The organism is Halobacillus mangrovi (assembly GCF_002097535.1).
In the GTDB taxonomy this organism is placed as follows: Bacteria; Bacillota; Bacilli; order Bacillales; family Halobacillaceae; genus Halobacillus; species Halobacillus mangrovi_A.
Window position 1 is genome coordinate 1,906,489 of sequence record NZ_CP020772.1, and the last position, 19,877, is coordinate 1,926,365.

General features: G+C 41.1%; 21 protein-coding genes. All 21 read left to right on the plus strand.

The annotated features are described in order from the left end of the window. The first annotated feature begins 69 nt into the window (after nucleotides 1-69). On the plus strand, nucleotides 70-1,209 hold the full coding sequence (gene hemW, locus HM131_RS09220; RefSeq protein ID WP_085029484.1) for a radical SAM family heme chaperone HemW: 1,140 nt from the start codon (nucleotides 70-72) through the stop codon (nucleotides 1,207-1,209). Nucleotides 1,210-1,307: 98 nt separating this feature from the next. Beyond that, complete coding sequence (hrcA, locus tag HM131_RS09225; RefSeq protein WP_085029485.1) at nucleotides 1,308-2,330, plus strand: heat-inducible transcriptional repressor HrcA; 1,023 nt, start codon at nucleotides 1,308-1,310, stop codon at nucleotides 2,328-2,330. 115 nt (nucleotides 2,331-2,445) lie between these two features. After that, complete coding sequence (grpE, locus tag HM131_RS09230; RefSeq protein ID WP_085029486.1) at nucleotides 2,446-2,976, plus strand: nucleotide exchange factor GrpE; 531 nt, start codon at nucleotides 2,446-2,448, stop codon at nucleotides 2,974-2,976. A gap of 39 nt (nucleotides 2,977-3,015) precedes the next feature. Beyond that, nucleotides 3,016-4,845, plus strand: coding sequence for a molecular chaperone DnaK (gene dnaK, locus HM131_RS09235; protein ID WP_085029487.1), 1,830 nt, complete (start codon nucleotides 3,016-3,018; stop codon nucleotides 4,843-4,845). Nucleotides 4,846-4,993: 148 nt separating this feature from the next. After that, nucleotides 4,994-6,118, plus strand: a complete 1,125-nt coding sequence (gene dnaJ, locus HM131_RS09240) for a molecular chaperone DnaJ (RefSeq protein WP_085029488.1) — start codon at nucleotides 4,994-4,996, stop codon at nucleotides 6,116-6,118. A gap of 127 nt (nucleotides 6,119-6,245) precedes the next feature. Continuing rightward, nucleotides 6,246-7,184 (plus strand): 50S ribosomal protein L11 methyltransferase, encoded by a 939-nt coding sequence (gene prmA, locus HM131_RS09245; protein ID WP_085029489.1) that lies wholly within the window; start codon nucleotides 6,246-6,248, stop codon nucleotides 7,182-7,184. A 13-nt stretch (nucleotides 7,185-7,197) separates the two neighbouring features. Next, a complete protein-coding gene (locus HM131_RS09250; protein WP_085029490.1) occupies nucleotides 7,198-7,947 on the plus strand; it encodes a 16S rRNA (uracil(1498)-N(3))-methyltransferase in 750 nt (249 codons plus the stop codon). Between the two features lie 94 nt (nucleotides 7,948-8,041). Then, entirely contained in the window at nucleotides 8,042-8,713 is a 672-nt protein-coding gene (gene deoC / locus HM131_RS09255; RefSeq protein ID WP_085029491.1) for a deoxyribose-phosphate aldolase, read from the plus strand. A gap of 675 nt (nucleotides 8,714-9,388) precedes the next feature. Next, complete coding sequence (gene rpsU, locus HM131_RS09260) at nucleotides 9,389-9,562, plus strand: 30S ribosomal protein S21 (RefSeq protein WP_085031901.1); 174 nt, start codon at nucleotides 9,389-9,391, stop codon at nucleotides 9,560-9,562. 21 nt (nucleotides 9,563-9,583) lie between these two features. Continuing rightward, on the plus strand, nucleotides 9,584-10,030 hold the full coding sequence (locus HM131_RS09265; RefSeq protein ID WP_085029492.1) for a GatB/YqeY domain-containing protein: 447 nt from the start codon (nucleotides 9,584-9,586) through the stop codon (nucleotides 10,028-10,030). 233 nt (nucleotides 10,031-10,263) lie between these two features. Further along, nucleotides 10,264-11,589: an NfeD family protein gene (locus HM131_RS09270; RefSeq protein WP_408607131.1), complete on the plus strand. Its 1,326-nt coding sequence runs from the start codon at nucleotides 10,264-10,266 to the stop codon at nucleotides 11,587-11,589. Next, nucleotides 11,586-12,581 (plus strand): flotillin-like protein FloA, encoded by a 996-nt coding sequence (floA, locus tag HM131_RS09275; protein WP_085029494.1) that lies wholly within the window; start codon nucleotides 11,586-11,588, stop codon nucleotides 12,579-12,581. The genes HM131_RS09270 and floA overlap by 4 nt, the downstream gene beginning before the upstream one ends. A 19-nt stretch (nucleotides 12,582-12,600) precedes the next feature. Next, a complete protein-coding gene (locus HM131_RS09280) occupies nucleotides 12,601-13,119 on the plus strand; it encodes a hypothetical protein (protein ID WP_085029495.1) in 519 nt (172 codons plus the stop codon). A 71-nt stretch (nucleotides 13,120-13,190) separates the two neighbouring features. Next, nucleotides 13,191-13,475: a sporulation protein YqfC gene (gene yqfC / locus HM131_RS09285; RefSeq protein ID WP_085029496.1), complete on the plus strand. Its 285-nt coding sequence runs from the start codon at nucleotides 13,191-13,193 to the stop codon at nucleotides 13,473-13,475. 17 nt (nucleotides 13,476-13,492) lie between these two features. Beyond that, complete coding sequence (yqfD, locus tag HM131_RS09290; protein ID WP_085029497.1) at nucleotides 13,493-14,674, plus strand: sporulation protein YqfD; 1,182 nt, start codon at nucleotides 13,493-13,495, stop codon at nucleotides 14,672-14,674. A 2-nt stretch (nucleotides 14,675-14,676) separates the two neighbouring features. Continuing rightward, nucleotides 14,677-15,639: a PhoH family protein gene (locus HM131_RS09295; RefSeq protein ID WP_085029498.1), complete on the plus strand. Its 963-nt coding sequence runs from the start codon at nucleotides 14,677-14,679 to the stop codon at nucleotides 15,637-15,639. Between the two features lie 65 nt (nucleotides 15,640-15,704). Continuing rightward, complete coding sequence (locus HM131_RS09300; protein ID WP_085029499.1) at nucleotides 15,705-17,819, plus strand: HD family phosphohydrolase; 2,115 nt, start codon at nucleotides 15,705-15,707, stop codon at nucleotides 17,817-17,819. Then, a complete protein-coding gene (ybeY, locus tag HM131_RS09305) occupies nucleotides 17,816-18,289 on the plus strand; it encodes an rRNA maturation RNase YbeY (RefSeq protein WP_085029500.1) in 474 nt (157 codons plus the stop codon). The genes HM131_RS09300 and ybeY overlap by 4 nt, the downstream gene beginning before the upstream one ends. Then, nucleotides 18,264-18,635 (plus strand): diacylglycerol kinase family protein, encoded by a 372-nt coding sequence (locus HM131_RS09310; protein WP_085029501.1) that lies wholly within the window; start codon nucleotides 18,264-18,266, stop codon nucleotides 18,633-18,635. Before ybeY ends, HM131_RS09310 begins: the two co-directional genes overlap by 26 nt. Before the next feature lie 74 nt (nucleotides 18,636-18,709). Then, nucleotides 18,710-19,615 carry a GTPase Era gene (gene era / locus HM131_RS09315; protein ID WP_085029502.1) on the plus strand — a complete coding sequence of 302 codons (906 nt, stop codon included), beginning with the start codon at nucleotides 18,710-18,712 and terminating at the stop codon, nucleotides 19,613-19,615. Between the two features lie 100 nt (nucleotides 19,616-19,715). Further along, nucleotides 19,716-19,868 (plus strand): YqzL family protein, encoded by a 153-nt coding sequence (locus HM131_RS09320; protein ID WP_085031904.1) that lies wholly within the window; start codon nucleotides 19,716-19,718, stop codon nucleotides 19,866-19,868. Nucleotides 19,869-19,877: the final 9 nt, after the last annotated feature.

Sequence of the window (19,877 nt, forward strand, 5' to 3'; positions counted from 1 at the left end):
AATTTTTTGAAAACAAGAAGCCGCAGGAGTCCATCTCTTGCGGTTTTCCTTATGAAAGGTGGAACATCAATGAATATCCCATCCGCATATATACACATCCCCTTTTGTCAGCAAATCTGCCATTACTGTGATTTTACGAAGTTCTTTTATAATGAACGGCTCGCCGATGAATATTTGGTTGCCCTGGAAAAAGAGATCCATACGTACATTCCAGAAGGAAAAGCAAAGGTAAAGACCATCTTTGTCGGAGGAGGGACGCCAACTGCTGTCAATCATAGTCAGTTGGATAAACTGCTAAAGATGATTGATGACCATTTTGATATTGCTGGTTGTGAAGAGTATACGTTTGAAGCGAATCCAGGAGATCTGGATGTAGAAAAAGTAAGACTATTAAAGGCATACGGTGTTAATAGAATCTCATTAGGAGTACAGGTTTTTGATGATGAGATGCTAGAAAAAATTGGACGTGTACACAAGGTGAAAGACGTGTACACAAATGTTGACCGGCTTCTCCAGGTGGGGCTATCCAATGTGAGTATCGATTTGATGTATGGGCTGCCGGGCCAGACGGTACGTGATTTTGAGAAGACGATAGATGAGGCCATGCAATTCGGGCTGCCTCATTATTCTTCCTATTCACTTCAAATTGAACCTAAAACGATCTTCTATCAGCGCTATAAAAAAGGGACATTAGTCAAGCCACCCGAGGAAGATGAAGCTGAGATGTATGAACTGCTTCAGAAAAAATTAGCTGACCAAGGAGTCCATCAATACGAAATTAGCAATTTCTCTAAGCCGGGGTTTGAAAGCAAACACAACCTGACATACTGGAATAACGAATATTATTATGGTATTGGAGCCGGTGCACACGGGTATATGCCTGGAAAAAGAACAATTAATATTCGTCCATTGCCTGCTTATGTAAAACAGGCAATGGAAAATGGACAGCCGATCCTTCATGAAGAACCAGTAGGCGTAAAAGAACAAATGGAAGAAGAAATGTTTCTCGGGTTAAGAAAGACAGAAGGTGTGTCTGAAGCAGGGTTCGAACGTAAATATGGCCAAAAGTTAGAAGATGTTTTCGGAGATGCGCTACCTACACTTAAACAAAGGAATTTAATTGTGGAGGACAATGGTTTGGTCCGCCTGACCGATCGCGGACGCATCCTTGGAAATGAAGTCTTCAGGGAATTTTTGCTTGACGATTAAAAATGAGAACTTACCCGTTGACATCCTCATACCCTTTTGATAATTTATTATTAGATTTAGCACTCAGTTAAACCGAGTGCTAACAGAGGTGATCATCGATGTTAACAGAAAGACAACTGCTCATTTTGCAAGTCATAATTGATGATTTCATCCTGACCGCACAGCCAGTTGGCTCCCGGTCAATCGCCAAAAAGGATGCTGTGACTTTCAGCTCCGCAACCATTAGAAATGAAATGGCAGACTTAGAGGAGATGGGTTTCATTGAAAAAACGCACTCATCTTCAGGCAGAGTACCGTCTGAAAAAGGGTACCGCTTTTATGTGGATCATTTACTTTCTCCGCTGCGTCTGTCACGAGATGAAATCCGCACCATACGTGAGGCCTTCGATGATAAAATGTTGGAGTTTGAAAGAGTCGTACAAAAATCTGCGGGAATTCTCTCAGAATTAACGAACTATACCTCCATCATTTTAGGTCCGGAAGTGTTCGAAACGAAGCTGAAACAATTGCAGATCGTTCCATTGACTAAACAATCTGCTATTGCCATCTTAGTTACGAACACAGGCCACGTCGAACACCGTGCCTTCAATGTTCCGGTTGAGATTGAACCATCAGATCTTGAAAAGATGGTGAACATCTTAAATAGCCGCTTGCAAGGAGTTCCGCTCGTGAAGCTTCATGAGAAACTACTTACTGAAATAAGTGATTTGCTTGAGGCTCATACGGAACGGCATGAACAAGCCTTTTCTTATTTAAAGGCTGCGTTAATGGATGAACAGCCAACGAAGCTTTATATCGGAGGTAAAACAAACATCCTGATGCAACCCGAATTTAGAGACTTGGAGAAGGTGCGTTCCCTGTATGCAACGATTGAACAAGAAAATGAAATGGCCGACCTTTTACGCTCAGGCGACGAAGGGATTCATTTCAGAATCGGACAGGAAAATCCTTTTGATGCAATGCAAAACTGTAGTTTGATTACAGCAAGCTATAGACTCGGAAATGATCAAATAGGAACAATTGCCCTATTAGGTCCGACACGTATGGAGTATAACCGGATGTTTTCTTTAATGAATGTGTTATCTAAGCACATGACGAATACATTTCAAGGCTGGTATTAATGACTGGCACAATCAAAGATGGGGGTTTCTTCCCATCGCTTCTTTTTGTCTATTGCTTTTTTTAAGGCATTCATTCATGTTATAGTCAGTAACGGTGAAGTAGGAGGTGGAAGTCGTGGAAGAGAACAAGCAAGAGGGAATCGTTGAAGAAGAACTTGATCAAAATGAAGCTGAACAAGAGCCAGCTGAAGAAAGTAATGGCGAACTCGAGCAGCTACGCCAAGAAAAAGAAGAAATCAACAATCGATTACTTCGGCTTCAAGCTGATTATGATAATTTCCGACGTCGTACCCAAAAGGAAAAGGAATCGGATCGGAAATATAGATCACAAAGCCTAGTTGAGGAACTAGTTCCAGTATTGGACAATTTCGACCGTGCTTTGCAAGTGGAAGTAGACGGAGAAGCTGCTGAAAAGTTTGCAGAAGGCATGAAAATGGTCTATCAGCAATTCAAAGCAGCACTTGATAAAGAAGGCGTAGAAGAAATTCCAGCCGTTGGGGAAGAATTTGATCCCCATTTGCACCAGGCGATCATGCAAGTAGAAGATGAAAACTACGATTCAAATATTGTGGTTGAAGAACTTCAAAAAGGGTATCGCTTAAAAGATAGGGTCATCCGCCCTTCTATGGTAAAAGTAAATCAATAAAAAGATGATAGATGAGAATGTAAAGGAGGATTTTTAACCATGGGTAAAATCATTGGTATTGACTTAGGTACAACAAACTCTTGTGTAGCAGTAATGGAAGGTGGAGAAGCGAAAGTAATTCCTAACCCGGAAGGAAACCGTACGACTCCATCAGCTGTTGCATTTAAGAACGGAGAGCGTCAAGTAGGTGAGGTTGCGAAGCGTCAAGCAATCACGAACCCAAACACGATTCTTTCCATCAAGCGTCATATGGGAACGGACTATAAGGTTGAAGTTGAAGGTAAAGAGTACACACCTCAAGAAGTTTCTGCGATCATCCTTCAGTACATTAAGAGCTATGCAGAAGACTATCTTGGTGACACAGTAGATAAAGCAGTTATTACAGTTCCTGCATACTTCAACGATGCGGAGCGTCAAGCTACGAAAGACGCTGGTAAAATTGCTGGTCTCGAAGTTGAGCGTATCATTAACGAGCCAACTGCAGCAGCTCTGGCTTACGGTATTGATAAAGAAGATCAAGACCAGACTATTCTTGTATATGACCTTGGTGGCGGTACGTTTGACGTATCCATCCTAGATATTGGTGAAGGTACTTTCGAAGTAGTATCAACAGCCGGAGATAACCGTCTAGGTGGTGACGATTTTGACCAAGTCATTATCGACCACATGGTTGCAGAATTCAAAAAAGAAAACGGCATCGATCTATCTCAAGATAAGATGGCAAAACAGCGTTTGAAAGATGCTGCTGAAAAAGCGAAGAAAGATCTTTCAGGTGTAGCACAAACACAGATTTCACTTCCATTTATTACAGCTGGAGAAGCTGGACCGCTTCACCTTGAAATGAACTTGACTCGTGCGAAATTCGAAGAGCTTTCTGCAGACTTGATTGAGCGCAGCATGAAGCCGACTCGTCAAGCAATGAAAGATGCTGGCATGAGCGCTAGCGATATTCATAAAGTTCTTCTAGTTGGTGGATCTACTCGTATCCCAGCTGTACAAGAAGCAATCAAAAAAGAAGTAGGAAAAGAACCATCTAAAGGGGTAAACCCTGATGAAGTTGTTGCACTTGGTGCCTCTATCCAAGGTGGCGTTCTTCAAGGTGACGTTAAAGATGTTGTCCTACTAGACGTTACTCCACTTTCTCTCGGAATTGAAACAATGGGTGGCGTTACAACGAAATTGATTGAACGAAATACAACGATTCCAACTAGTCACTCTCAAGTGTTCTCTACAGCTGCAGACAATCAAACAGCAGTAGACATCCACGTTCTTCAAGGTGAGCGTGAATTAGCCCAAGACAATAAGACACTAGGTCGTTTCCAATTAACGGACATTCCACCAGCACCACGTGGTGTGCCGCAAATCGAAGTATCCTTTGATATTGATGCGAATGGTATTGTAAATGTTCGTGCTAAAGACATGGGTACAAACAAAGAACAATCTATCACAATCAAGTCTTCTTCCGGCCTATCTGATGAAGAAGTAGAGGAAATGGTACGTCAGGCAGAAGAAAATGCTGAGGAAGACAAGAAGAAACGTGAAGCGATCGAACTTCGCAACGAAGCAGATCAGCTGATCTTCACAACTGATAAGACAATCAAAGATCTTGGCGAACAAGTCAGTGAAGAAGAGAAACAAAAAGCTGAAACTGCAAAAGAAGAGCTTCAAACAGCACTTGAAGGTGAAGACCTTGATGCCATAAAAGAGAAGAAAGAAGCCCTTCAAGAACAAGTGCAGGCTCTTTCTGTGAAACTTTATGAGCAGGCACAAGCCCAGGCTGAAGCCGAGCAAGGACAAGAAGCTGGCGGTTCTGAAGAAGATGTTGTCGACGCTGACTACGAAGAAGTCAACGAAGACGATAAGAAGTAAGGATAGGTGAGAAAAGAAAAGTCAAAGTCAGGTTCTTCTTGGCTTTGACTTTTTTCACGTAAAGCCTGTGTCTGAACAGATTTGCCTGAACCTTATGTGAATGGTAATATAAACGTTATGTAATAGCGCCCGGGAGAGTGATTCACAAGTGAGTAAACGCGATTATTATGAGGTTCTTGGTGTTTCAAAAGATGCCTCAAAGGATGAAATAAAGAAAGCTTACCGAAAACTGGCGCGTAAATATCACCCAGACGTCAGTGAAGAAGAAAATGCCTCAGAAAAATTCAAAGAGGCTAAAGAGGCTTATGAAACGTTAAGTGATCAGCAAAAACGTGCGCAGTACGACCAATTTGGCCATGCGGGTCCAAATCAGGGAGGCTTTGGCGGTTTTGGTGGAGCAGAAGACTTCGGTGGCTTCGGGGATATTTTCGATATGTTCTTCGGAGGCGGCGGACGGAGACGCGATCCAAACGCTCCGCGTAAAGGTGCCGATCTTCAGTACACGATGACTCTTCAATTTGAAGAAGCAATTTTCGGTAAAAGTACAGATATTGAAATTCCGGTTGAAGAAGATTGTGATACGTGTGACGGCTCTGGTGCTAAACCAGGAACGTCACCGGAAACATGTCCGCACTGTCAAGGGAGCGGTCAAATCAATCAGGAACAGAACACGCCATTTGGCCGTGTAGTAAACCGTAGAGTTTGTCACCACTGTCAAGGCAGCGGTAAAATCGTTAAAGACAAATGTAACAATTGCGGAGGTGACGGACGCGTCAAGAGCCGCAAGAAGATTCATCTTGATATTCCTGCGGGTATTGATGATGGACAGCAAATCCGCGTCCAAGGAAAAGGAGAAGACGGTGTTAACGGCGGTCCAGCTGGTGATCTATTCGTGGTCATTCGCGTCCAGCCTCACGAATTTTTCCAGCGTGAAGGAGACCATATCTTCTGTGAAATTCCGTTGACTTTTGCTCAAGCGGCTCTGGGTGACGAGATCGAAGTCCCAACGGTCCATGGCAAAGTGAAGTTAAAAATTCCTGCTGGTACGCAGACAGGTAAAACATTCCGTTTGAAAGACAAGGGTGCTCCTAATGTTCATGGCCGAGGTCAAGGGGACCAGCACGTCAGAACAAAGGTAATTACACCGAAGAATTTAACGGATCGTCAGAAAGATCTATTACGTGAGTTTAATGATATCAGTGGAAATGAAGTAACTGACGAGCAACATGGAAATTTCTTTGAACGTATGAAACGTGCATTCAAAGGTGACTAATAAATAAAAGCAAGAGGAGAGTGTCTGCAGCGAAACGGTTCTCAGGGGTTTGCGAATTCAAATATTCCCTTGTCTTCGTGCAGACACTTTTCTTTTTGAAAAAAATAGCAAAGTGAGTTGATCACAAATGAAATGGTCTGAAATTTGTATCCATACAACCAATGAAGCAATTGAACCTGTCTCCAACATTCTTCATGAATCTGGTGCCAGTGGTGTTGTCATTGAAGACCCGCAAGATCTTTTAAGAGATACGGCTCCCCTTGGAGAGATCTATGAATTGAATCCAGATGACTATCCAAAGGAAGGCGTCTATGTGAAAGCATATTTGCCAGTCAACAGCTTCTTAGCAGAAACAGTCGAGGAAATCAAACAATCGGTCAATCATTTGACTGAGTTTAATATCGACTTGGGACATAATCACGTAACGGTTAGTGAAATCAATGAAGAAGACTGGGCAACCGCTTGGAAAAAATATTATAAGCCTGTCAAAATTTCAGAGAAGATTACCATCATTCCTACGTGGGAAGATTATACGCCTGTTTCCAGTGATGAAATTATCATTGAAATGGACCCTGGAATGGCTTTTGGAACAGGTACACACCCGACAACGGTACTTAGTATTCAGGCTTTGGAACAATACTTAGAAAAAGACGATCTAGTCATGGATGTTGGCGCAGGTTCAGGAATCCTAAGTGTAGCATCCATATTACTGGGAGCCAGACATTGCTATGCTTTTGATCTAGATGATATTGCTGTTACGAGTACAATGAATAACGCAAGATTAAATCAGGTAGAGAGTCAGGTTACTTCTAAATTGAATGATCTTCTTAATGGAATTGAGATGGAAGCAGATTTGATCGTTTCGAACATACTGGCAGAGATTATTGTTCGCTTTACAGATGACGCCTTTCGCGTAGTAAAACCTGGGGGCTATTTTATAACTTCAGGGATCATAGCTGGTAAAAAAGATGAAGTCAGAAGTCAGTTAATCGAATCAGGCTTTGAGATAGTGGAAACGAATAAAATGGAAGATTGGGTTAGCGTTGTAGCGAGAAAGCCAGAATAAAGGTGATTGACTCATGCAAAGATATTTCGTAGAGACTGAAAATTGGAGTTCCGACTTCCTGGAAATAATCGGAGATGATGTTCACCACATTTTTACGGTCATGCGTATGAAGGAAGGAGAACATTTGACAGCGGTTCATCCAGAACAAGGGCCGGCTATTTGTGAGATTACAAACATGCAAGAGGATCAAGTGCAGTGTAAAGTAGTAGAGTGGTTAAATGAAGACAGTGAGCTGCCAGCTTCCGTTACGATTGTTCAGAGCTTAGGAAAAGGCGACAAGATGGAACAGGTCGTGAAAAAGGGTACAGAGCTTGGGGCTTTTGCCTTTATTCCTTATCAAGCTGATAGGTCAGTAGCCAAATGGGACCCAAAAAAAGCTGAAAAGAAGACTCAGCGCTTGAGTAAAATTGCTAAAGAGGCGAGTGAGCAGTCAGAAAGAATTCACATTCCGGAAATTCATCAACTTCATTCCCTGTCTGATTTAATTTCCGTTTCTTATGAGTATGATCATTGTTTATTTGCCTATGAAGATGAAGCAAGAAAGAAAAGTTATCACTCTTTATCTGAAAAGCTTAAGGAAGTAAAAAGAGGGGATAAGGTCTTGATCATGTTCGGGCCAGAAGGAGGGTTCTCTGAACAGGAAGTAGATCGTCTTAGAGAGAATCACTTCACTTCAGTAAGGCTAGGGCCACGGATTTTGCGTATGGAAACGGCCCCTTTATATTTCCTGTCCAGTCTCTCCTATCAGTTGGAAGAAATGTGAAGAGAGGCGTCTTTGAATGTTCGCTTTTTCAGCGCTTTCATGCTATGATACAATAGATGTACGAACAACTTAATTTGAAGGGAAGATACAAATAATGGAACAAAATCTAGCTAAAATGATTGATCATACACAATTAAAGCCTGACACGCCTAAAGATAAAATCACACAAATTTGTAAAGAAGCGAAAGAACAACAATTTGCTTCTGTATGTGTAAACCCGCACTGGGTAGAATATTGCTCAGATCTTTTAAAGGATACTGATGTGAAAGTTTGTACGGTTATCGGTTTTCCACTAGGTGCAACTACTAAAGAAACTAAAGCTTTTGAAACACGACAGGCAATCGAAAAAGGTGCTACAGAAGTAGATATGGTCATCAACATCGGTGAACTTAAATCGGGCAACACAGATATAGTAAAGGAAGATATCGAAGCAGTTGTCCGTGAAGCTCAAGGAAAAGCATTAGTTAAAGTGATCATTGAAACTTCTCTTCTGTCTGAGGATGAAAAAGTAACAGCATCTGAGCTTGCTAAAGAAGCAGGAGCAGACTTTGTTAAGACCTCTACAGGTTTCTCAGGCGGAGGCGCTACTGTTGAGGACATAAGCTTAATGCGTAAGACCGTAGGCCCTGAAATGGGTGTGAAGGCTTCTGGCGGTGTCCGTGATTACGAAGGAGCAAAAGCGATGATCGAAGCTGGTGCTACTAGAATCGGAGCGTCTTCTGGTATAGCGATTGTAAACGGTGGACAGGGAACATCTGATTATTAATAATCTACCTTAGGTAATAAAGACCGTATGCCTGGTAGGGCATTCGGTCTTTATTTTTGTGTATAGGAAATTATGGTAATTTATGTCGGATAACTTTCTTCGATTCTAGGTTATATCGAACTCTGGCATCTAGTTCCTCCAGGTCTTGAGTCAATCGATTTGGTTGATAAAAAGGCTGCTTGTTCCATCACTTGTATTATATTTAGAGGACTCGCAAATTTATTTGCCATTCAAAGAAGTGGCATTTTTTTAATAAAGCGGGACAGAGACAAGAGCTAAATTAAGTAAAACAGGTACATTTAATCAGAAGGGGTTTCAATAAAATGAAAGCTATTCCTTACTTAGTAATGCGTACTATGCCAATGAATGTACTGTCCATCAAATAGTACCTGCGGGGATCATGATTGATCATAGCTGACATTCAGCAATCCTGCTATGATGAAGAATACTTTTTGCCAAATAGACTCCCTAATTTTAAACGATTGGAAATACCGTTATATTTAGGTAGATCTACTTATGCAAAAGCAGACCATTTGTGTGAAAAAAAGGAATTTCCTAAACCAATCCATTATAAAAAAGTTGACCACACCTAAACCTTATAATATAATTGTCAAAGGTATGGGAGGTTCCCATACGAGAGAAACAGTTTTTTTGCTTCGGAGGGAGGGAAATTGCATGTCAAATACAACTCGCGTTCGTAAAAACGAGTCTCTTGAAGATGCTCTTCGTCGCTTTAAGCGTAATGTATCAAAAAGTGGTACATTAGCTGAATATCGTAAACGTGAATATTACGATAAGCCTAGCGTACGCCGTAAGAAAAAGTCAGAGGCGGCTAGAAAGCGCAAGTAATCTAAGAGGGTGTTGAATGAGATGACTATTACGGAACGTCTCACCCAGGATATGAAAACAGCCATGAAAGCTCGTGACAAAAAGCGTTTGTCTACGATCCGTATGGTTAGAGCTTCATTTCAAAATGAGGCCATTAAACTGGGGAAAGACTCATTATCTGAAGAAGAAGAAATGACTGTTTTATCTCGTGAGGTAAAGCAGAGGAAAGATTCCCTCCAAGAATTCAAAGAAGCTGGACGTGAAGACCTTGTAGAAGAGCTCGAAAAAGAAATCGAGATTTTGCAAGTATACATGCCGAAACAGCTGACAGATGAAGAACTTGAAGAAATCGTACAAGAAACGATTGAAGAAGTAGGAGCGACTTCCAAGGCTGACATGGGTAAAGTCATGAGCGCAGTAATGCCTAAGATTAAAGGCAAAGCTGATGGCTCCAAGGTCAATAAGCTTGTACTTCAGCAATTATCTTAAACTAAAAGGCCTCTCTTCCGTAGGGAGGTCTTTTTATATTGGTTTGCAAATTGTAATATAAAGGTACTGACTATGCTTTTTGAATGCATTTTCATTTGATTTACATAAACTTTATGCAAAAAAATTTGAAACCTATTGCAGGTACATATCGTATAACTAGTATTCCGTGGGTAAGCTATCCTATAAGGAGGTGATCGTTCGTGAAGCGTTCATACAGCAGGTTAATCATAGGTTTGCTTGTTCTTGTAACCACTGGTTTATCGCTTCTCCAATATACATCGTCTGTTAATGCAGCAGGAGAAGGAAAGCAAGTCTATATCATACCTGTGAAGGAAACAGTCGAACGAGGAATGGCTGCTTTCTTAGAACGGACGACCGACGAAGCTGCTGAAAATGGTGCAGATCATATTATCTTTGAAATTGATACTCCTGGCGGTCGCGTAGATGCAGCAGGTGAAATTGGAGAGATCTTTCAGGATTTGGACATACCGAACACCGCTTTTATAACAAGTCGTGCTTATTCTGCAGGTTCCTACATTGCATTAAATGCTGATCAAATCTATATGAAACCTCAAGCAACAATGGGAGCTTCTGGGGTCATCAATTCTGATGGTACGGCGGCAGATAAAAAAGCACAGTCAGCGTGGATTTCTTCCATGGTTGCAGCAGCAGAGTCTAACGGCCGTGATCCGCTGTATGCAAGAGCTATGGCTGATAGCAGTGTTGATCTTCCCAAATATGGTGCAGGAGAAGGCGAATTTTTGACACTAGGTCCGACAGATGCAGAAGAAGTCGGTTATGCGGAAGGAATTGTAGAAGATCGTACAGAATTACTAAGTGAACTGAACCTTTCCGATGCAAAGATCATTGAAGAACAGCCGACTTTAGCCGAAAACCTGGCGAGGTTTTTAACAGATCCAATTGTTATTCCCATCTTATTATCAGTAGCTAGTTTAGGTCTGATTGTAGAGTTATATTCTCCTGGCTTTGGGATACCAGGAATTATGGGAGTGCTATCGTTAGTATTGTTCTTTTACGGTCATATCGTAGCAGGTCTGGCTGGTTACGAGGCGATTATTTTGCTCATACTCGGTATAGGGCTCGTTGTTGCTGAGTTTTTCCTACCCGGAGGTATAGCAGGAATTGCCGGAATCATAGCTATTGTGGCTTCGCTTATGCTTTCTTCAGCAGATATGGGACATATGGCAATGAGTATTGGAATTGCTTTAATCGTGACCATTGTTGTATCCATCATCCTATTCAAAGTAGTTGGCTTGGAAAGAGGATTTTTCCGTCACATTATCTTAAATGATGCCACTACCTCTGAAAAAGGGTATGTATCTGCAGCGAATCGCCTGGAACTGATCGGTATGGAAGGCACGACACTTACTCCTTTAAGACCTGCTGGAACGGCAGAGTTTGATGGGGAACGGTTGGATGTCGTTACCGAGGGCGGTTTTATTTCAGCCCAACATAGGGTGAAGGTAGTGAAAACGGAAGGTTCAAGAATTGTAGTAAGAGAAATGAAAACCGATACACATGAGGAGGAAACAAAATGACGTTGCAAGAACTTATGCCGCTGATTATCATCGGTATCATCATTATTGTATTAGCTGTACTATTTACGTTCATTCCAGTTATGCTTTGGATTAGTGCGCTGGCTGCCGGAGTGAAAATAAACATTTTTACCCTCGTTGGAATGCGTTTAAGGCGAGTCATCCCTTCAAGAGTCATCAACCCACTGATCAAAGCACATAAAGCAGGCGTAAATGTAGATACGAACCAATTAGAAAGTCACTATTTAGCTGGTGGGAATGTAGACCGAGTCGTAAATGCTTTAATTGCTGCTCAGCGCGCGAACATCGAGCTTAGTTTCGAACGATGTGCTGCGATTGACTTAGCTGGTCGTGATGTTCTCGAAGCTGTACAAATGAGTGTTAACCCTAAAGTTATTGAAACTCCATTCATCGCTGGTGTAGCCATGGATGGAATCGAAGTAAAAGCAAAAGCAAGAATTACTGTTCGTGCAAACATCGACCGATTGGTTGGTGGTGCTGGTGAGGACACAGTCATCGCGCGTGTTGGTGAAGGGATTGTATCGACCATCGGTTCGAGTAAGAACCACAATAAAGTTTTGGAAAACCCTGATCTAATTTCGCAAAATGTTCTAGGAAAAGGGTTGGATGCTGGGACTGCATTTGAAATCCTTTCGATTGATATTGCTGACATTGACATCGGTAAGAACATCGGTGCGATCCTTCAGACTGACCAAGCGGAAGCAGATAAAAATATCGCTCAAGCGAAAGCCGAAGAACGTAGAGCTATGGCGATCGCCCAAGAACAAGAAATGCGTGCTCGTGTCCAAGAGATGCAGGCTAAAGTGGTCGAAGCAGAAGCCCAAGTTCCTCAAGCCCTTGCTGAAGCATTGCGTTCAGGTAAGATGGGGGTCATGGACTACATGAATTACCAAAACATCAATGCAGATACGGATATGAGAAATACGCTTGGTAAAAGATCAGGGGATGAAAATAACGAAGGGGAAGAAAGTTAACGAGTAAAGGAGATTAACTATGGGAGAACTTCTCGATCTGATATTCAGTAATTTTTTGATCGTTGCTGCGATCATCGGCGGAATAATCAGCTGGTTCAGCGGAATGACAAAAGATGAAGAAAAGAGAAAAAGACCTATGGGTTCTCCGCGCCCTGATCCATCGCCAGAACCACAAAGGTCATCACCGACATCCATGTCCCCGTCCAATAATGAATCCAGGGAAATGAAATCGGGAAAAGACAGACTGAAAGAGTATTATGAAGAGAAGCAGAGACGTTTAGATGAAGTTTCTGATCATCGAAAAAATCAGGCTGATGCTCAACATACATTCACCTATGAAACACCAAAAAAAGATGTTCATACTCTGATGAGCCGAGACATAAATTCAGAAAAACAGAATAAGGAATTTTATGCAGAAGGTTGGAGTCAATCTCAAAAGTGGGATAAAAAACGTCTTGCCGAAGGAATAATTATGGCTGAAATCTTGGGACCACCAAGGGCGCATAAACCTCATCGCTCTCATCCGAGAAAAAGATAAACGAAACGCACGAATTGTAGTGATACAATTCGTGCGTTTTTCGTATAAATAAAAAGAGAGGGGGAAGGCGTATGACTAAATGGCAACACCACATCCGTTCCTGGATCGCTCGCTATTTCGATTTACCATCAGATGTCATGCTCGACCTACCTAGGATTACGACTATTGGATCCATACACTTTTACATAGAAAATCACACAGGCCTCGTGCATTTTTCAGACCGGGAGATAAGAATTCAATATAAACAAGGACAGGTCAAGATTATCGGAAAAGACCTCGGAATAAAAATGATGTTAAAGGAAGAATTGTTGTTAGAAGGAGAACTGAAATCGGTGGAATTCTTGCCTAATTCATAATAACCGGAGGTGAAGGGATGGGAAATCAACATGATTTCTTCAAAGGAATCATGACCGTTCGTGTCCGAGGAAAATTGATTGAAGCTTTCCTGCAGGCTTGTACAAGAAGAGGCTGCCAAATTACAAATATGCAAAGAATCAGTGAAGATGAGATTTTAATGTCCATTCGGCTGAACGAATGGACAATCTATCGCCAATTACGAAGAAAATACAGGATCAAGCTTTCAATTATCGACGGAAAAGGTATTCCTTTTCTATATAAGCAAATGCTAAAGAAAACTTCTCTAGTAATAGCTTTTATCATTGGGGTCATCTTCATTTTCTTATTATCAAATACCTTATGGTCAATCAAGATTGATGGCTTGACTCCTGAATTAGAAGCAAATGTAGAGAGCAAATTGAAGAGTTACGGTGTATCACCGGGAAAAATTACTATTGGAATGAATGATCCGAATGAGATCCAAAGCAAATTGTTAAATGACATTCCGGATCTGCTGTGGGTCGGAGTGAAAAAACAGGGGACGAGCTATCAACTATACGGAGTGGAGAAAACGATTCATGATACGGATAAGAACAATCGGCCATCTAACCTGGTTGCTGCAAAAAAAGGAATGGTTGTTAAAACGTTTATTAAAAAAGGACGGCCTCTCGTCAGCGTATACGATGTAGTGAAGAAGGGGCAGCCGCTCGCTACTGGCGTTCTTGTAGAAGATGTAGATACTTTCGTTCATGCGGAAGGAGAAGTTATAGCAGAAACCTGGTACAAAGTAGAACAACACCTGCCACTAAAACAAGTCCTTCAACTTACCGATGGAAAGATAGAAAATCAATACTCTCTTCGTATAGGCTCTCTTCAAATTCCTGTATGGGGATGGTGGAAAGGAAAAGAGGGAGATTTCAGAGAAGAGACACAAACAACAAAATGGAAAATATTAAATAAAGAAATGCCGGTTCAGCTGCTAACCTTAAGCCATTACAGGATAGATATGCAGACCCTTGAAGGTACTAAAGAGAGATTAGAGCAAATAGGTGTTCAGACCGGTGCACAGAGCTTGAAGCAACACCTTTCCAAAGACTCCGAAATCAAGGGACAAAAAGTTTTGCACCATCGGAATGAGAATGGTAAAGTAAAATTAATCCTTTTATTTAAGGTTCATGAAAACATAGCAGTGACCAAGTATATAAGCCAAGGAGATTGAGTATGCCAGAAGATTTAAAAACCATTGACATTCAGTTAGATAACACAACAGAAGCGTTAGCCCTTTTTGGGACTGAGGATAGAAACCTAAAACAGATAGAAGAACAGCTGAAAGTGACCATTATTTCCCGTGGTGAACAAGTTCGTGTCTCCGGGCCGGCAGAGCATGTCCAATTGGTTGAAGGCATTCTAATGTCTGTGCTGGCGATTATTCGTAAAGGTTTAACCATTACTGAACGTGATGTGGTGTACGCGGTAGAGCTCGCGAAAAAAGGGAAAATCAATCAATTTGAAGCTTTATTTGAAGATGAAATCACTAGAAATACTAAAGGTAAATCTATACGTGTTAAAACACTTGGCCAGAGAAGTTATGTATCAGCTATTAAGAAGAACGATCTTGTATTTGGTATAGGACCTGCTGGTACTGGAAAAACATATTTGGCAGTCGTCATGGCGGTCAATGCTTTGAAAAACGGGGATGTTAAACGTATTATTTTGACACGTCCTGCTGTAGAAGCTGGAGAAAGTTTAGGATTCCTTCCTGGAGATTTAAAAGAAAAGGTAGATCCATATTTACGTCCCCTTTATGACTCACTTCATGACTTGTTCGGGGCAGAACATACGGCTCGCCTAATCGACAGGGGAACGATAGAAATTGCCCCATTAGCTTATATGAGGGGCAGAACTTTGGATGATGCCTTCGCAATATTAGATGAAGCTCAAAATACGACCCCGGAACAAATGAAAATGTTCTTAACACGTCTAGGATTTGGATCTAAAATGATTATTACGGGAGACATTACGCAAGTAGATCTTCCTAGAGGAGTAAAATCAGGACTGAAAGTTGCAGAGGAACGTCTTAAACACGTAAAAGGTTCACAGTTTATACATTTAGATCAATCAGATGTTGTCAGACACCCGCTCGTACAAAGAATTATTGATGCTTACGAAGGCGACGATGCTTAAGGCCCAAGAGTTTGGGTCTTATTTATTGGTTTCATGAGGAATAAATAGCTAAAGAGGGTGGGGACTTGAATAAGATAAGCGAATTCTTTACTAATCTAACTATTTACCGTGAGAGAACTTTACTATTTATTCTTTCAGTCGGAATTGTTACGCTTTTTTTCTTTTTGTCCCTTTCGAATATTTACACCCCTACATATCATTTAGAAAAGTATAATCCAGCCCCTGAGACGATACGGGCCCCCTTTACAGTGGAAAATGAAAGAAAAACGGAAGAACTTATAAGAGAAGCCACGCAAGCAGTTGAGGACCGTTATACAATCTCTGAAGATATCGAAGCGGAAAGAATTGAGATAATTTCCGAGGTTTTCGCTGGTATTAAAGAAGTGAAAAGCTCGTCAGGAGAAGGTGCCTCAGTAGAAGAGGAACTTGCTACATTAAAGTCCTATTTGCCTGACGAGTTGACCCAAGATCTTCCTGAAGGAATATTTGAAGCATTTATGAGAGCGGATACAAGAGAATTGGAGAATGCGGAGTCCCTGCTTCTTAGTTCTTTAAAAAGCGTTTTTAGCGAAGGAATAAGGTCGGAAGATGTTGAGGATGCGGAGCGAACGATTGCTTTGAAGGTTCAATATTCGTCTCTATCTGTTCCAATTAAACAGGCGGCGACTGATTTGGGGAGATTCAGTCTGGTTGAAAATGCATTTTTTGATGCTGAACTTACGGAGGAAGCTAGGAAAGAGGCGGCTGCAGGAGTAGACCCCGTATTGATTCGGTCCGGTGAAGTAATCGTTACTCAAGGCTCTACACTTACGAATGAAATTATGGAGGAACTGCAATTAACAGGGCTATTAACCGGTCAGAAGAACGGCTGGCCAATGCTTGGTCTAGCTTTATTCTGCGGTTTGCTTGCTTGTATTGTATTATATGAAAGCTTAAAAGCTAGAAAAAGGAATATGACAATGCGACAGATCGGTGTCCTAGCGATTATTTCGGCGTTTACATTACTTTTAATGAAAGTGTGCAGTCTGTTTGTCACTATTGATCAACCTTATTATTTCCTTATACCTGCAGCTGCAGGAGCGATGCTAATTAAGCTTTTATGTGATGAGCGATTGGCCATAGCTATGTCGATCGTTTACTCGTTAATGGCTTGTCTGCTTTTCAACGGGCAAATAGCCGGGGTATTAAATGCCCAAGCAGGGATGTACACGCTTATGTCGCAACTTGCAAGTATCATTTTTCTCGTTCAATATAAAGATCGTTCAGCTGTAGTGAGAGCTGGTGCAAGTGTTGCTTTTATCAATATATGCATGATTACATTCTTCTCATTCATCTCTTTTGAAAGATATTCATGGGTGGAATGGAGCACATTTATAGGGTATGGGGCTTTGGCGGCACTCTTTTCAGTGGTATTGACCCTTGGGGTGCTTCCGCTAATCGAAACAGGCTTTGGAATCCTTTCTGACCAGCAATTGCTAAACCTTTCAAATCCCAATCACCCCTTACTTCGAAAGATTTTAGTGGAAGCTCCTGGTACTTATCACCACAGTGTAATGGTCGCAAATTTGAGTGAAGCCGCCTGTGAATCAATCGGAGCGAATGGTTTGTTGGCTAGAGTTGCTTCTTATTATCACGATGTAGGAAAAACCATAAGACCTAATTACTTTATTGAAAATCAAATGGGAATGAGAAACCCACACGATTTCTTAGACCCTGAACAAAGTGCTGAAATCATAATCGCTCACCCTTATGATGGGGCAAAATTATTAAAGGAAAAAAAGATTCCGAAAGAAATCATAGCTATAGCAGAACAGCATCACGGTACAACGCTTTTAAAATACTTTTATTATCAAGCTAAAAATGAATCAAAGCATGTAGAGGAAAGTGAATATCGTTATCCAGGCCCGAAACCACAGACAATTGAAGCTGCGATCGTAAATATATGCGATTCAGTGGAAGCGGCTGTCCGTTCATTGAACGAACCAACTGAGGAAAAAATCAATCAGATCGTCCAAGGTATTATCGAGAACAGACTGTTGGACGGGCAGTTCGAAGAATGCGATCTTACACTGAAACAATTAAAGGTTTTAGAGCAGGCTATTTGTGAAACACTAAATGGCATCTTCCATTCAAGAATACAGTACCCGGATGCAAAAACATTGGTGAAGGAGGCTAAATAATGATTCAAATTGATTTTCAAGATGAAACTAATTCAGTAGATGAAGCATTTGTTGATCTTATTCAACGTATTATTCTATTTGCAGGTGATAAAGAAGGGGTTCAGAAAACTGCAGAAGTGTCAATAAGTTTTGTTGATAACAAGGAAATTCAGGAAATCAATCGGAATTATCGACAAAAGGATCAACCTACGGATGTCATTTCTTTTGCCATGCAAGAAGAAGGAGAAGGAGAAATGAAAATCCTTAGCGAAGATATGCCTCTCATGTTAGGGGACATTATCATCTCAATCGATAAAGCTAAAGAACAGGCAGAAGATTATGGACATTCTCTTGAAAGAGAACTAGGGTTTTTGGCTCTTCATGGATTTTTACACCTGCTTGGATATGATCATTTAAATGATGAAGATGAAAAAGAAATGTTCAATAGACAAGAGGAAATCCTCCATGAATTCGGATTACAAAGGTCGTAAAAAGAAGAAGTCTATAGGCTTCCGTTATGCCATAAACGGTTTGAAACAGGTGTATAAAACAGAGAAGAATTTCCGTTTTCATTTGGCAGCGGCTATAACTGCAATAGTCGCCGGTTTGTTGTTAAGCTTGACCCCATTAGAGTGGGCTGTCATTACTCTAATAATCGCGTTGGTTTTGACATTAGAAATGGTGAATTCTAGCATTGAACTTTTACTTGATTACCTTGCCCCGGAGCTGAATCCTATGGCAGGGTTGATTAAGGATATTGCAGCGGGAGCTGTCTTACTTGCAAGTTCAGCATCAGTCATAATCGCTATTCTCATTTTTGGCTCAAAGTTACTATAAACAAATGAAAGTCCTTTGGTTTTGTAGTAAAATGAATGTGAGCGTAACATGAAGTAATCATTGGAGGAACATCTATGACCGAAGAATTTAAATCGGGCTTTGTAACGATTGTAGGCAGACCGAATGTTGGAAAATCAACATTTATGAATCGTGTAATTGGCGAAAAGATCGCCATTATGAGTGATAAGCCCCAAACAACAAGAAATAAAATCCAGGGTGTCATGACAGACAAAGATTCTCAAATCATTTTTATCGATACACCTGGTATTCATAAGCCGAAACACAAACTTGGCGATTATATGGTTAATGTGGCTGAAAACACGTTAAATGAAGTAGATGCTGTTTTATTTATGATCAATGCAGAAGAAGGTTATGGCCGAGGAGACCAATTTATTCTTGATCGGCTACAGCGGGTGGACCAGCCAGTTTTCCTGATTATTAATAAAATTGATAAAGTTCATCCCGATCAGCTGCTTCCTTTAATTGAGCAGTATAAGGAAAAGCTTGACTTTGAAGAGATTGTTCCTATTTCAGCACTAGAAGGGAATAATATCGATAACCTTCTCCAGGTTCTTAAAAGTCACTTGCCTGAAGGACCGCAGTTTTATCCAGACGATCAAATTACGGATCATCCTGAACGGTTTGTCATTAGTGAATTCATCCGTGAAAAAGTCCTTCATTTGACTAGAGAGGAAATCCCACATTCCATAGCGGTTGTCATTGAGGGAATTGAACCAAGGGACAATTCAAAAGCCGTGTATATCCAAGCTGCTATCATTGTTGAGCGTAAATCCCAAAAAGGGATTATTATCGGTAAACAAGGGAGTATGCTCAAAGAGATAGGGAAACGAGCGAGAAAGGATATCGAATCGCTGCTAGGCAGTAAAGTTTATTTGGAACTATGGGTTAAAGTCCAAAAAGATTGGAGAAACAAACAGATTCAGCTCACTGATTTCGGATATCGTGAGGACGAATATTAACATTTGGAAAAATTTAAGACTTATGAATTCAGTGTGAGGAAGCATTCTAAGATTATAATCACTACCCTTTGAAATGATTATACGAAAGGCGGTGTTTCTTGTGCTCGATAAGCTTTCATGGAATATGTTCAGACAAACAGGCAGTATTGAGAGCTATTTATTGATGAAAGAATTGGAGTCTCAAGATCAGCAGTCTCGTGAACCACAAGTTTCCTCACCTGAACCGGAGTCTTCAGAAGATCTGAATTTGTAACATCAGAAG